The organism is Pseudarthrobacter linnaei (genome assembly GCF_055412825.1).
The window spans coordinates 1-13,793 of the sequence record NZ_JBVAYX010000017.1; the positions used below are offsets into that span (position 1 = coordinate 1).

General features: G+C 63.8%; 14 protein-coding genes and 1 pseudogene. 1 reads left to right on the forward strand and 14 read right to left on the reverse strand.

What is annotated here, in order from left to right:
* The first annotated feature begins 66 nt into the window (after positions 1 to 66).
* The gene (locus tag ACZYZ3_RS14140) at positions 67 to 327 is read left to right on the forward strand and encodes a hypothetical protein (RefSeq protein ID WP_463964447.1); all 261 of its coding nucleotides are present in this window, start codon (positions 67 to 69) and stop codon (positions 325 to 327) included.
* Between the two features lie 205 nt (positions 328 to 532).
* On the opposite strand, the gene ACZYZ3_RS14145 is transcribed toward ACZYZ3_RS14140, so the two are convergent.
* The 14 genes and pseudogenes from ACZYZ3_RS14145 to ACZYZ3_RS14210 all read right to left on the reverse strand — a co-directional run bounded on the left by ACZYZ3_RS14145 (position 533) and on the right by ACZYZ3_RS14210 (position 13,782).
* On the reverse strand, positions 533 to 979 hold the full coding sequence (locus tag ACZYZ3_RS14145; RefSeq protein WP_463964448.1) for a cupredoxin domain-containing protein: 447 nt from the start codon (positions 977 to 979) through the stop codon (positions 533 to 535).
* 49 nt (positions 980 to 1,028) lie between these two features.
* A complete protein-coding gene (locus ACZYZ3_RS14150; RefSeq protein ID WP_463964449.1) occupies positions 1,029 to 1,421 on the reverse strand; it encodes a hypothetical protein in 393 nt (130 codons plus the stop codon).
* 286 nt (positions 1,422 to 1,707) lie between these two features.
* Positions 1,708 to 2,397 carry a class F sortase gene (locus tag ACZYZ3_RS14155; RefSeq protein WP_498049687.1) on the reverse strand — a complete coding sequence of 230 codons (690 nt, stop codon included), beginning with the start codon at positions 2,395 to 2,397 and terminating at the stop codon, positions 1,708 to 1,710.
* A gap of 24 nt (positions 2,398 to 2,421) precedes the next feature.
* Entirely contained in the window at positions 2,422 to 3,192 is a 771-nt protein-coding gene (locus tag ACZYZ3_RS14160) for a hypothetical protein (RefSeq protein WP_463964450.1), read from the reverse strand.
* Between the two features lie 374 nt (positions 3,193 to 3,566).
* Positions 3,567 to 3,842 carry a hypothetical protein gene (locus tag ACZYZ3_RS14165; protein ID WP_463964451.1) on the reverse strand — a complete coding sequence of 92 codons (276 nt, stop codon included), beginning with the start codon at positions 3,840 to 3,842 and terminating at the stop codon, positions 3,567 to 3,569.
* The gene (locus tag ACZYZ3_RS14170; RefSeq protein ID WP_463964452.1) at positions 3,839 to 4,234 is read right to left on the reverse strand and encodes a cupredoxin domain-containing protein; all 396 of its coding nucleotides are present in this window, start codon (positions 4,232 to 4,234) and stop codon (positions 3,839 to 3,841) included. The genes ACZYZ3_RS14165 and ACZYZ3_RS14170 overlap by 4 nt, the downstream gene beginning before the upstream one ends.
* Before the next feature lie 594 nt (positions 4,235 to 4,828).
* On the reverse strand, positions 4,829 to 5,062 hold the full coding sequence (locus ACZYZ3_RS14175; RefSeq protein WP_463964453.1) for an alpha/beta fold hydrolase: 234 nt from the start codon (positions 5,060 to 5,062) through the stop codon (positions 4,829 to 4,831).
* Positions 5,063 to 5,084: 22 nt separating this feature from the next.
* Positions 5,085 to 5,435 carry an alpha/beta fold hydrolase gene (locus tag ACZYZ3_RS14180; protein WP_463964506.1) on the reverse strand — a complete coding sequence of 117 codons (351 nt, stop codon included), beginning with the start codon at positions 5,433 to 5,435 and terminating at the stop codon, positions 5,085 to 5,087.
* 1,494 nt (positions 5,436 to 6,929) lie between these two features.
* Positions 6,930 to 7,368: pseudogene (locus ACZYZ3_RS14185) on the reverse strand (transposase); the annotation flags it as partial.
* A 118-nt stretch (positions 7,369 to 7,486) separates the two neighbouring features.
* Positions 7,487 to 9,037, reverse strand: coding sequence for an APC family permease (locus ACZYZ3_RS14190; protein WP_463964507.1), 1,551 nt, complete (start codon positions 9,035 to 9,037; stop codon positions 7,487 to 7,489).
* 157 nt (positions 9,038 to 9,194) lie between these two features.
* On the reverse strand, positions 9,195 to 10,754 hold the full coding sequence (locus tag ACZYZ3_RS14195; protein WP_463964454.1) for an aldehyde dehydrogenase family protein: 1,560 nt from the start codon (positions 10,752 to 10,754) through the stop codon (positions 9,195 to 9,197).
* A gap of 33 nt (positions 10,755 to 10,787) precedes the next feature.
* On the reverse strand, positions 10,788 to 12,491 hold the full coding sequence (gene betA, locus ACZYZ3_RS14200; RefSeq protein WP_463964455.1) for a choline dehydrogenase: 1,704 nt from the start codon (positions 12,489 to 12,491) through the stop codon (positions 10,788 to 10,790).
* A gap of 331 nt (positions 12,492 to 12,822) precedes the next feature.
* Positions 12,823 to 13,416: a TetR/AcrR family transcriptional regulator gene (locus ACZYZ3_RS14205; protein ID WP_463964456.1), complete on the reverse strand. Its 594-nt coding sequence runs from the start codon at positions 13,414 to 13,416 to the stop codon at positions 12,823 to 12,825.
* A 132-nt stretch (positions 13,417 to 13,548) separates the two neighbouring features.
* Entirely contained in the window at positions 13,549 to 13,782 is a 234-nt protein-coding gene (locus tag ACZYZ3_RS14210; RefSeq protein WP_463964457.1) for a hypothetical protein, read from the reverse strand.
* Positions 13,783 to 13,793 lie beyond the last annotated feature (11 nt).

A 13,793-nucleotide genomic window follows, 5' to 3' on the forward strand; every position in this document is an offset into this window, starting at 1 on the left:
CCCTCAACCTCGAGACCCCAGCCAACCGGCTGAACCAGCTGCTGCACGCAGCCTAAACCCCCGGCGTTGCTCCGACTGCTTGACTTTGCCCTGGAGAAGTACAACCGCGGCTGCAACCGGGTCCTGCCCGCGGCTGAAACTGCGATTCAACAACCGGCGAGCCGCGAAGTGGGCTCAACTCAAACTGCAGAACCGGTCCCCACTCAAACTGCCATAATCAAAAATGGTGGCCTTCCTGATGCTCGCTACGGCCGAGACGACAGCAACCTCTGTATTTGCTATCTGCTGTTCGTCATCGTTGCCGTGCCGTTCGTTATTGCCAGCTAGCCCAAGGATGTCATGGCCCACCAGCAGCGCCTTAAAGAACGATATCTTTAGCCCCTGTTAGTCCGTGCCCTGATGGCGCCGCGCATGCGGTGTGGCCTGCCGTCCCGCCGCGACGCCAGGCGGACCCGCTCGGACCTCTGAGGACTACGGAGCCCCGCCGGCAGCGACTGTAAAAGGACCCGCCGGGCGGGATCTCTTGTGGCTCCTATTTCACGGTGAAGGTGCCTTTCATGTTGCCGTGGAAGTTGCAGTGGTAGGCGTAGGTCCCTGGTTCGGTTGGGGCGGTGAAGGTGCCGGTGCCGACTTTGATAATGGCGTCGAACGCGTTGCCGGTGTCCGCGGTGATGGTGTGCGCTTCGATGTCTTCGTTGGTGACGGTGACCGTCGCTCCGGGGCTCACGGTTTCCGCGCCCTGGTATTTGAAGCCCTTGATCAGTATCTCCGCCGAAGCAGCTGCGGACGAAGAGCCCGGGCTGGAGGTCGAGGGAACAGGTTCAGTGGTGGTGGATGGAGCTGATGTTGGCTGCGCTGTTCCTGCTGGTGCTGACGTCGTGCCGGAACCGGGCATGACTGCGTTCCCGCAGCCGGAGAGGGCGAACAAGGCTATTGCTGCGAGTCCGATTGTCCAGGTTGTTCTGATGTTTGACTTCATGATGAACCTTTCGTGGGGCCCGTCCGCGGTGACGTGCTGAGGAGGTGAGTCAGGGGTGTTCGATCCAGCAGGCGAGGATGGTGGTGGAGAGCTGGTAGGCCAGAGCGTTCCTGGTGATGCCGTCTGGTCCCAAAATGGGGGGCAGGCCGGAGGCGTTCACGTGCAGGACGAAGTTGTCTTTTTGGAAAACGGCTGATCCGTCGGCGGTTTCGTAGGCCGGGAATCCGAGGTTCGCCAGGCCTTCGATGGGTTTCGCGTCTTTTGCCAGGGCCTGCATCGCGTCGAAGTATTTCAGTGCCGATGCCTTGTCCGCAGCTTCCTGGACGGAGATTTCCAGTGGCCCTTCGGCCAGGTGGTAGGTGCAGGTGAAGGTATTGTCGGCCCAGTCGTTGACGGTGTGCGGGTCTGAGTCCAGGTCCAGGATGGATGTGAGCCTGTCCATTGGCTGGTCGCCGCATACCATCAGGGCAGCGGCGCTGGGACCGTCCGGCGTCGCATTCGGTGGGGCCGATCCCTGGCTGTGATGCTCGCCGCCGTGGCTGCCGGTTTGACCGGTTTCAGATGCAGCTGCGGGTGAGGTCGGCGGCGCGTTCGATGGCACCACGCTGGCGGACGCGGCGCAGCCTGATAGCAGCAGAGCGGACATGGCCAAGGAGGCAATTAGTGGCTTGCGGTATTTCACAGCTTTTCCATCCTGGCCGCCGCATTTTCCGGGTCAGCGGCCGTTGTCAGGCTTTGAGTTTGGCGTAGATGACGTAATTGTCGTCGAAGAGTTTGGTGGCGGGGTCGTAGCCGTCGCACGTGATGAGCCGGAGCTCAGCGCCGGGGGTGTTGCCGTAGACCTCGAGGGTAGGAAAGTTGTTTTTGCTGTACTTGGCGCCGCGGTCAACGGTGAACACGGCGATGCTGCCGTCCGTTCGGGAGACATTGATATCGGTGCCTGGTGTGAGCTTTCGGAGGTCAGCGAACACCCCGGTGGCGCCACCGTCAGCGTTCACGTGGCCCAGCATCACCGAGGGTCCTCGTTCTCCGGGCGTGGGGGAACCGTCGTACCAGCTGGCGGGCGCTCCGCTTCCGGTGGGGGGAACTTCCAGGGAACCGTTCTCGCGGAGTCCAAGTTTAAGGAGGTCGGTTCGCACGCCGATGGCCGGGATTTCAAGGGTCACCGGCTCGGATCGGGTCAGCACCGCGGGCTCTGCCACGGGAGGCGCGGCGGCCGGACCCGAGGGGGGAGGTGCCTGCACGTCGGAACCGGGCGCGGCGGGGGTGGCCGCCGCGGCGGAAGCGGAAGGTGGGGAGCCGACGTCCAGCGTTTCGTTGTTTCCCGCACCGCAGCCAGCCAGGGTCAGCAGGAGCAGAACCCCGGCCGCCGTGGAGGCCCGCAGGCCCCCGCGGCGGCCGGAATTCATGAGTGTCACAGTGGTGATCCGGTCAGCCGGTGCTTAGGCTGCTGAACCGGCGCTGCGGCGGCGGACAACGTAGGCTCCGCCGGCAAGTGCGACCAGGGCCAGGCCGCCACCGACGGCGAGGGCCCCGGTGTCGGTACCGGTTTCCTGGCTGACACCGGTGTCAGCGCCGCCGGCCGGCACCTTCATCTGCCCGGCCTTCAACGTCCCGCACAGGGCAGGGGACGTGGCGGCCAGCGGAAGCGTCGGGGCAAGGTCGCTCTTGGCGGCCTGCCCTGCCGCACTCAGGCTGGCGGGGTCAAGGCCGTGGACGACCACGACGGCGGTGCCTGCTTCCAGAGCTGCCTTGGTTTCGGCGTTCAGCTCGAACGTGCGGTCCACGGTGTAGGCAGCACCCTGGCCGCCGACCTTAAGATCAAGGCCCGCTGCGGGGCTGGTGTCACCGCTGGTCGATAGGGTGGTGACGATGGCGCCGTAAAACGGAGCGCCTTCGGTGGTGGAGACGACCTTGTCGCCGTCCTTATCGGCCGAGGGCGCCGGGCAGACGCCCTGGGCTCCGCCATGGATGTGCTGGACGTGCGGGTACGGGGCGTCCATGAACGTCGCGGGCATGCCGGAGACCTTCAGGACAACGTGGGCCTGGTTGCCCTTGACATCAACAGTGATGGTGCCCGAGCCTTTGCTGCCGTTGAGCTGGCCCAGGGTGGACTGGTAGGACTGGTCCGCTGCCATCGCAGGGGAACCGGACAGGGCAATGGCGGCCAAGGCCAGGGTGGGGACCGCCATAAGGCGAAGTGTCTTCTTCATAGGAAAATCTCCTCATTCACGAGCGTGGGATGTTCGCACCCCGGAGAGGGGCCACTGGTACTTCGGAACGAAACCGGACAAGGATGGGTGAATATGTGGCACGGCTCTCATTTTTCGGGCAGGCCACCGGCGGGCGGGCAGCAGAGACGCTATTCCGTGGCAGGTAACCCCGTCCGGTCAGGCCGTTGAAGCCCCCGGCGGCGGCCCCTGGCAGCTGGCCCTGATCCGGACCGGGTCTTGTGCAGCAGGGCGTACCCTGCCAGAGCCAGGCCGCCCGCGGCCGCTTCGGCCACCGCCGTGATGACCTTGGCCGCGTACCAGACCGGTTCATACATCGAAGGCAGCGGCCCAATAGCAGGGACCTGGACGTACCGCTACAGGATGACCGCGACCAGGGACGACAACGCAACCACGGCGACAGCCGCGAAAGCCGCCCGTGAATTTTTCAGCAGCACCAACACCGCGGCCAGGCCCGCTGCCCCGGCCTGGATCAAAAACAAGGTGCCTTGCCCGAGACCGCCCGGCGCGGCCTGCTGATAGCCCGGGGCGAGCTGGAGATGGACCACGGCACTGACCACCAGGCCGGCCGCGCCACCGATACGCAGCAGCCATAAAGACCGTGCTTGCAGTTTCAGTATTGTCCGGTTCATTTCACGACCAGCGTCCCCGTCATCTGCGGATGAAAGCTGCAAATAATACCGTACTCACCGGGGACATCCGGCGCCCGGAAGCTCGCCGTTGCACCGCCCGGGATTTCGACGTCGAAACCGCCCTTGGCCTTGGCCGTCAGGGTGTGCGGGGCGCTGTCCGCGTTCGTCACCGTCACCATCGCCCCCGGCTTCACCGACGCCGGAACCTCATACGCGAAGCCCCTGATGGTCACGACAGCCTCACCGGCCGAGGCAGCTCCATCAGCTGACGGGGCAGAGGAACTGGTGGCGGGCGGCGCGGCGGAAGGCCCTCCTTCCTGGGTGGCACATCCAGTAATGGCCACCAACGACAAGGTGGCTGCTGCGGTCAAAATGCGCTTGATCGTTCTCATGACAATGCCTTTTCCGGGGACGTGTCCTCCGCACGCCGGAATGGCGCGCCTATCAGGAAACTACCCACAGACCCTATTCGTCACCCCTGCACTTGCGGACTGCCCGACGTGGACTCGCAAAGTGATGGCCCGGTATCCGGTGCCTTGAAAGCGCCGACGCCCGGGCGCCGTCTTGCCCACGCCCTGCATCAGCAAACCGGCGGCGCTGACGTGCATCGCGGTGGCCCTGATGCAGGCCATAACAGCGGATCCGAGATATCACCCGGTGTGGGCGATTTGATGAAGAGCCGCGTGACGGAAGGAAGCATCCGGGCCCTCTACGTGGTCGTCAAACGCGCCAACGCTCGGGTGTGTGCTGCGCTGCTATGCACCTGAACCACACGACTCTTTGGCCCCAGACGTGATGGAAACAGGAATGCCGCAGCAAGTCACGCAGGGCTCTCGCCTTCTCCCAGAGCCCATCATGCTCCTCCGGCGTCGCCCGGGTAGAAGATTGATCTGGTCTCCGGAATCGAGTAAGAAGTGGGTGAGGTGGCCTTTGTGGCCGCCTCACCCTGCCTCGCTGCAATGATGTCCCGCTGTAGCGCCGGGCCCCTATTTCTGTAGGAACGTCAGCAGTGCCTGGTTGAACTCATCGGGGTGGCTCACGTTGCAGCCGTGCGGTGCGCCGTGGAGAACGTGCAGGTCGCTCCCGGGCAGGGCTGCGTGGGTCCTGGCACCGGATCCTTCGAAGGGCACGGTGCCGTCGCCGTCGCCGTGCAGGACGAGGGCCGGGACTGTGACCTTATGCAGGTCGTCGCGGAAGTCGGTTGTGCCGAAAGCTTCCATACAGGCCAGCGCCGCCTTTTTGTCAGCCTGCTTGCAGAGCCGGAGGGCTTCCTGACGCTGCTGCTCGGTCCCCGTTGACGGAGAAGAATTGCCGGGTGCAATCGTCGTAGAAGGAGTCTTCGTCGTTCGTCAGGCCAGAAGTCATCTCGGCTGCTGCGTTCTTGGTGAGAGGCCCATCCGGGTTGTCCTGGCCCCGCATCATGTACGGGGGGACGGCCGCGGCGAAAACGACGCTGCGCACCCGGTCGGTACCGTACTTGGTGAAGTACCGGGCCACTTCACCGCCGCCCATGGAAAATCCGACGAGGGTCGTGTCGGTGAGCTCGAGTGCCTCGAGGAGCGTGTGCAGGTCTGCGGTGAGGGTGTCGTGGATGGGTCATCCGTCGCTACGACGACCAAATAGGTCAGCAACATCGTGGGTGGTTCTGAATCAAGTTGACATGACTGCAGGGTTGAAGCCCAGTCGGCAGCGGAGTGCGGTCGTCTCCCCATGCATCTCAAATACGATCAATTACTCAGACAGTTGGGCCCCTTTTGAGATGGCGTAGGGAGGGCCGAGGAACTTGTCATTTTCCATACTCGCTTGCACTGCGGGCCGCCTGTTTTCGCGGTTGTGCAGGCGCGTGTTGAGCCCTGGTTCGAGGCCGGCCCCGCCTACCGACTGGCCAGGCTCAGCGAGCTCATGATTGCCATGTCATGCCGTTCCCCCCCCGTGTTCCTGCATGAACAGGCATCAGAGCGGAAATTCCCGAACGGCCGCAACCCCTGGGTCAATCCAAAAATATTCAGCAAGTCATGTTGTGAGCGGCCCTAGCCACCATGAAGTGGTGAAAGCGAAAACCCGACGGAAGGACGACCGAGTATGAAAACCCATAAGAGGCCCCGCAGGGCGGTACCCGGCCCGCCGTAGAGAGCTACTCCCCTACACAACCGAATAGGTCTATCCGGGACCCCACACACCCGGAACATCAGATCAGAGGCGAGAGTGTGGACACTGTCCACACGAAAAAACACCTAAAAGGCCCCTGACCTGCGGAAACACTGTGCCCGAGGTGGGACTCGAACCGGGTTCCGGCCCTTGAATTCCCGCCACTCCCCCGACCAACCTCCGCAATCCGGCACAGTCCGGCACCGGTACGACCCGATCCGAAGCCCAGGGTGTGCACATTGTGCACACCCCCTTTTTGCCCACTTTGTTGCCGAGCCCAGGAGTCTGCCGTGACCGTTCTGGCCACGGTAGTTGCACGCTTTGCGTGAAGTGGCCCCGCTCTGGCCCAATGTTCTCCGAAGCGTCGGTGACAACTGCTATCAGATACCGACCGCGGTGGCATTGCACAGTTTGGGAGTCAACATGGGTCATGGTTGTTCGTTCCTCCTTTCCGAACATCTCATAGTTGAAAGGGTTCGTAGCGGCATGACCGATTCTTACTGGCCGCCCTTGCAGAAGTGGGGCACCCAAAGCGCTGCGTTGGCCGCTGCCCTAAGCTTGGGCTCACCAGTCCAGGTGTTTCGGCCCGCGCCATGACGGCGCTACCGTGCTCGGTGGTACTGGCTCGGCCAGTACTCCTTTGGCAGGGCGGTTTCCGGCTCCAAGCGGTGAGATGTCGGCGGTGCCCTGGCCGCTGTTCTAAGGGAGTTACGGCTACGGGCTTCGCAGGCTGAGTCAAGTTGATGGCATGGATCTTAAGTCGCTGCCCGGTAGCGGTTGTGCTCGATGGTGACCAGCATTACCGGGTCCCGATAGCCCCGCGAAGCCCTCGTCTGGAACACACTCATCGACACCCACCTCGGTGCCACACTGCGCGTTGACCTGCCGAAGCCGGGAGCAGAGATCAGCCACGCACAGACCGTCGCCGAATGATTAGCCCAGGACGAGGGCGTCGGCGGCGACAAACGTCGGGCGAGCATCCAGCGGGCGGGTCCGGAACGCCTCGACCTGGGAATCGAGGTCCGCGGCCATGACCGAAACCTGGGACTTGGAGGGCCGGGTGAGGCCCAAGGATTCGACGAATTTTTCCATCCGTCGGGTCTCACCCCGAGCAGGTAGTAGTACGCGACCACGGTCGTCAGGACGGCCTCGGCCCGGCGTCGGCGCTCGAGTAGCCAGTCCGGGAAATAGCACCCCTGCCGGAGTTTGGGATAGCGACGTCCAGAGTGCCAGTGCGGGTGCCGGTACCCGTTCCGGGAGTTGGTGCGGGCCTCGGAACGGGCACCGTATTCGGCGCGCAGACCGCGTCGGCCTCTGCGCTCAACAGCGCGTTGATGAACGCTGTCAGCATGGATAGCATCAGATCCGGGGAGGCCAGCTCGAGTTGCTCGGACGCGAAACGGACAGGTCAAGGACATAAGTGCGGTCATCGCGTGAAAACTCCTCACGCGATGGCCGCCTCACGTCCGGGAACAACACGCCCGGGGACCGGGCCGTTACATCACGCTAATGGGCACTTCCGATTTCGTCTCGGCGGAGCCCAGCGACGGAGGTGCTGTGGTTGCGGCTGCATGCCCGGCGAGGACACCCGTCTGGTGCCGGAGCTTCAGTCGGTACATCAGGACGCCGGTGAGGGTGACGGCGGCGACGAAGAGAACCCCGCCCCACTGCAGGTACCACTCGAATGGCGGCACGGAGTTGTAAATTTCCGGGCGTGGCCAAATGAGGTTCAGTGTCATGGCGCCGCCCCACAGGACCGCGAGGATGTTCACCGGCAGTCCCCATTTGCCCAGGCTGAAGCCGGGCTCGGTGCCGTCATCAGGCAGCGGCCACTTTTTGGCCAGGCGGTTCCGAAGCATGGGCACGGTCACCAGCAGGTAGGAAAGGTAGATCAGGACAATGCTGATGCTGGAGAGGATGGTGAAGATGGCGGGCTGGGAAACGTTCACGATCAGCGGGATGATCGCGATGATTCCGATCACGATGGCGGCGACCGTTGGGGTCTTCCGTACGGGGTGTACCTTGCCCAGATGGCGGCTGAAGGGAAGGTTGTTGTCCCGTGCCATTGCAAACATCATGCGGATGGCGGCGGCGTGGACGGCCAGTGTACAGACCATGACGGCTACCACGATGCACAGCAGGAAGGCTTTGCCGAAGGGACCACCCAGCACGGAGAGCACTATGTATTGCAGGCCGCCGTCAGCGGAGCCCAGCTTGGGATCATTTAGGTCCGGGGCCGCGAGGAGTCCGGTGAGCAAGATCAGTCCGCCCAGCACAAAGGACGCGGTGATCGCCCGCAGGATGGCCCTGGGTGCCGTGCGTTTCGGGTCCTTCGTCTCTTCGCCGAGGGAGCTGGCAGTATCAAAGCCGTACATCACGTAGCCCGATGCCATGGCGCCGATGATGAACACTCCGAAGAAGCCCAAGGGGTGGTCCGCCCCAAACCCGGTGGTTTCGAAGAGGACCCCGGGTCCTCGGACCATGTGCCATGCAAGTGCGAGGATAAGCAACACCGCGGCAACAAGTTCAACGAGGACGCCTACGCTGTTGATCTTGGTCATGAGTTTCACCCCGAAGGCGTTGATGAGGGTGGAGATGCCGATCATGATGCTCGCCAGCAGTACCCCGTTGAGGGCGAAGTCGTAGGTGCCGGTGCCGTCACCGATGATCTGAAACCCGGACCAGATCTGGGGCAGGGTGAGCTGGAGGGCCAGTGCCACGGCGCCCAGGGCCACAATTGAGGAAATTAACAACAGCCACCCGGCCAGCCAGGCGAAGGTGCCGGAGGAGAGCCTTTTGGCCCAGTTGTAGACCGAACCGGCCACAGGGTAACGCCCTGCCAGTTCGGCGAAACATAAAGCCACCATCAGCTGCCCGGCGAAGACAAGCGGCCAGGACCAGGCGTAGGCCGGGCCGGCCATCGCGAAACCGAAATAGAAGAGTTGAAAAACGCCGGTAAGGATGGAGATGTAGCTGACTCCGGCCGCGAAGCTGGCGAACTTGCCGATGCTTCGGTCCAAGGTCTGGGCATAGCCGAACTGGTCCATGCCGCTTGAATCAGTACTCTTGCTGGGTTCTATCAATTGAACTCCTAAGTCAGAAAAGCACGATGGTGGTGATTTGCGGCCGGTCTGGACGCAGATGAAACCAAGCGACCGGGCGCCGCGCCGTTGTGACGCCCGGCTGTTTCCCCACTGCTGTTGCCTAGTTGGCTGTGCCCTCCCCCGTTTCCTTCGGAGCCGGAGCCGCGCCGAACCAGCCGCTGGGCGCAGGCTGGATGTTCTGCCAGATGTGCTTTGCCTCGCGGTACTCGTTGAGGCCCGCCCGGCCGAGTTCGCGGCCGATCCCGGACTTCCCGAAGCCGCCCCACTCGGCCTGGGGTACGTACGGGTGGTAGTCGTTGATCCACACGGTTCCGTGCCGGAGGGCGCCGGCGACGCGCTGCGCTTTGGAGGCGTCCGATGTCCATACCGCGCCGGCCAGGCCGTACTCTGTATCGTTCGCGATTGCGGTGGCCTGATCCTCGGTCCGGAACGTCTCGATGGTCAGCACCGGGCCGAATGACTCCTCGCGCAGTACGCTCATGCCGGAGCGGCAGTTGCCGAGGACGGTGGGCGGGTAGAAGTAACCGTCGGCGAGCGGTCCCTCGTCAGGGATGTAGCCGCCACACAGCAGCTCGGCGCCCTCCGCAATGCCGGCCTGTACGTAGGCGTGGACCTGGTCCCGGTGCTTGGCGGAAATGAGCGGCCCGGTCTCGGCGTTGGGATCGAACGGCCCGCCCATCCGGATCTTTTTCGCCCGTTCCACGATCTCGGCCACAAAGCGGTCTGCAATCGACTCCTCGACGACGAGCCGCGCCCCTGCCGAGCAGACCTGCCCGGAGTGCAGGAAAACGGCTGTCAGGGCGTTGTCGACGGCGGCGTCCCAGTCGGCGTCCGCGAAGACGACGTTCGGGTTCTTCCCGCCGAGTTCGAAGGCGACGTTCTTCACTGTCGCCGCGGCCGCGGCCATGATCGTCTGGCCTGTCGCCAGGCTTCCGGTCAGGGAGACGAGGTCGACGCGCGGGTCGGAGCTGAGTGGGCCGCCCACCGTCGAGCCGGGTCCGGTGACGAGATTGGCGACGCCGGCAGGGACGCCTGCCTCTTCGAGGGTTTCCATGAGCAGGATCGAGGTAGACGGTGTGAGCTCGCTGGGCTTCAGCACGAACGAGTTTCCGGCGACGAGTGCCGGCGCCACCTTCCATGCAGCCTGGAGGAGCGGGTAGTTCCACGGTGCGATGAGGGCACAGACACCGAGCGGCTCGTAGACCACGCGGCTGATGGCGTTGGGCCGGCCCGTGTCGATCACCCGGCCGGCGTCGAGGCCTGCGATCTTTCCGTAGTAACGGAAGCAGGCAGCAATGTCGTCTATGTCGTACTCGGCCTCGACGAGGCGTTTGCCGGTGTCGAGCGCCTCCGCCTGGGCGTAGGCGGCCTTGTCCCGCTCAAGCAGGTCGGCCACGCGCAGCAGCACGCTACCCCGCTCGATATCTGTGAGCTTGCGCCACGGGCCGCCATCGAACGTTGCCCGTGCACTGGCGATCGCCCGCTCGGCATCCTCGATGGTGGACGACACGACCACTGCCACTTCGTGACCGTCTGCCGGGCAGCGCACGGAGGTGGTGCCGCCGTCGGACGCCTGCTGCCAGGCTCCGCCGATGTAAAGGCCCTTGATGGGATCCCGTGATTTCCCGGCCTGATGGACTTGCTCAGCTGTGGCAGTCATTGTCTCTCCTTCTGGTGTGTGCATCCGTCATTCCTAGCCCCTGGTCGCAGGGGCGGCGTTGCCGTTACGCTCCAACGGGCTGACGCCGTGCCGGTAGAACTCCGTGTGCTGCGGCGCCAACGGTGCATTGCCGGCGATCAGGTCGGCGGCCTTTTCAGCGAGCATCATGACAGGCGCGTAGATGTTGCCGTTGGTGACATAGGGCATGGCGGAGGCGTCCACCACGCGGAGGCCCCTGGTGCCGTGCACGGTCATGTCAAGCGGGTTCACGACAGCCATGGGATCGGAATCGGGGCCCATCTTCGCAGTGCAGGACGGGTGGAGTGCTGTTTCGGCGTCGCGGGCAACCCAGTCGAGGATCTCCGCGTCCGTCTGCACGGCCCGGCCTGGAGACAGCTCGCCCCCGCTGAAGGGGTCCATGGCGGACTGGCCCAGGATGTCACGGGCAACTCGAACGGCCTCAACCCATTCGCGGCGGTCCTGGTCCGTGGAGAGATAGTTGAACACCATGGACGGGTGCACGGTGGGATCAGTGGACGTGATCTTGAGGGTGCCGCGGGAGTCGGAGTACATGGGGCCGATGTGCACCTGGTAGCCGTGCTTGGCATCGGCCTTCTGGCCGTCGTAGCGGACTGCGACCGGAAGGAAATGGAACATCAGGTTCGGGTACGCAACGTCCTCGTTGGAGCGGACGAAGCCGCCGCCCTCGAAGTGGTTGGTGGCTGCCGGTCCCGTCCGGCCCAGCAGCCATTGAAGCCCGATCAGCGGGTAGCGCCACAGGTCAAGGTTAGGCTGCATGGAGACCGGCTGGGTGCAGGCGTGCTGGATGTAGACCTCGAGGTGGTCTTGGAGGTTTTCGCCGACGCCGGGCAGGTTGACAACGGAGTTGATGCCCAGGGAGTTCAGGTGGGTCGCATCTCCAACGCCGGAGAGCTGGAGCAGCTGTGGGGTGTTGATGGCGCCGCCTGCGAGGATCACTTCGCCTGCGTTCACCTGGTGGGTCCTGCCATTGCGGCGGTAAGTGACGCCGGTAGCCACGTTGCCCGTGAAGTTGACCTTGGTGACCAAGGCCCGGGTCAGGATGGTCAAGTTGTCCCGGCCGAAATTAGGCCGGAGGTAGGCGCGGGACGCCGAGAGCCGCTGGCCTTTGTGGACGTTGCGGTCAAATGCCGCGAAGCCTTCCTGGCGGTAACCGTTGACGTCATCCGTCAGCGGGTACCCGGCTTCCTGGGCGGCGGCGAAGAAAGCCTGGAACAGGGGGTTCGTGGCCGGGCCGCGTTCCAGCACGAGGGGGCCTGAGTGCCCTCGCAGCTCATCGTCCGGGTCCGCGGCGGACGCGTTTTCCATCCTGTTGAAGTACGGCAGGCAATGCGCGAAGTCCCAGGTTTCCATCCCGGCGTCCGCGCCCCAGCGTTCGTAGTCGAGCGGGTTTCCGCGCTGGAAGATCATGCCGTTGATTGAGCTGGAGCCGCCCAGTACCTTGCCGCGTGCGTGCGCTACCCGACGGCCGCCCATGTGAGGCTCGGGGTCCGACTGGTATCGCCAGTCGTACAAAGGATTGCCGCTGGGAAAGGTCAGCGCGGCGGGCATCTGGATGAAGAGGTCCCAGGGGTAGTCACTCCGCCCCGCTTCGAGGACCAGGACGCTGCTCTGGCCTCCATCACTCAGACGGTTGGCAAGCACGGACCCCGCGCTTCCGCCACCGACGATGACGTAGTCGTAGTTGGTTTTTGTCATGCTGCAAACTCTCCTTCTGCCTGGCGCAGATCTTCCGCCCAGGGCCGGTGATCCTGCTTCCGGGAACTGGCGGTACACCGTGGCGCTCCGGAGAAACCGTAAGACGTCACTGGTGTGGTGTAGGTCATACCGCTGAACAGTAATGTAACTTGAACAAGTGTTCAATAGCACTACTGGACAAGTGTTCAAAAAAGTTTGTTTGTTACGTTCAAGGGCTACGGCGGCCCGGTACGCGCCAGGGACTGGCGGCCGCGCGGTGGCCGAGCTTGAAGGGTCCTAGCGTCGTTGGAAGGCGCTGGCGCCTTCACGGAATGCCTGGGCAATCCCACCGCTAGGCGGCGAAGGCGATCTCCTCAGTACGGGCGATGCTCCTTTGGATGGAGGACTCGTCCACGCCCAGGAGCGCTGTCAGCCACATCCCGTTTTGCACGACAACAATGTCCGCCGCCCGCACCCTACATTCATCACTGGAAAGTTCAGGTTTCGCATTACCTATCAGCGCCGCGAGTCCACTGAGGTACCGTTCGAAGGCCGCCGCGTTAATCAGCGCAAAGTCTTCATGGGCCTGCGCGAGAGCCCAGAGGTGGAGGCGCAGGGACAGATGTTCGGTGGTGAGGAATTCCGGGTCCGCAAGGCGGCGAAGAGCCTTCTGGAGCTGCCCGTCGGGGGGCGATGCCGGATCGGGGGCGACCAGCTTGACATCGCGTTCGTCGATCTGATGCAAGACCGCACGGATGAGGCTCATCTTGTCTTCGAAGTAGTAGTTCACCAGCCCGAGTGCGACGCCGGCTTCCCGGGCCACGGCGCGCATATTGACACCTGAGATGCCGTGGCGTGACAGCAGCTCCAGTGCCGCTTCGAGAATGCGCGCCTGCCTGTCAATCTGTTCGCCCTGTTGGCCTGACTTCATGGTGTTTGTAATCACTTGGCCAGAATATGGCCAAAATCGTGACGGTGCATCCCGCTGACAGGACGCCCTGCTCCAGCGCGCAGTCGCGCGCCACCGCGCCTCCACCCGGGAGACTGCTTGCGGGTGGAAGTAGCACTCCCTGGGCGGCTAGGTGTACTCGGCCAGGACGTTATATCCGGTCGGCTTATCAAAGAGCTTTCGCGTGCTGGCTCCGGCGGCCGCAATCCAAAGGACGGATCCGTCGTCAGCGGCTTGTTCCACGACGCCGGTCACGATGTGCTCCCCTAAAAGCCACACCTCCACCGTGTTGCCCGTCAGCCGGGCCCAGGCGCTGCGCGGCCCGCGTCCAGCCGAGGTCCGGCCCGGGCTCGTATCCCACATAATCCGCTACC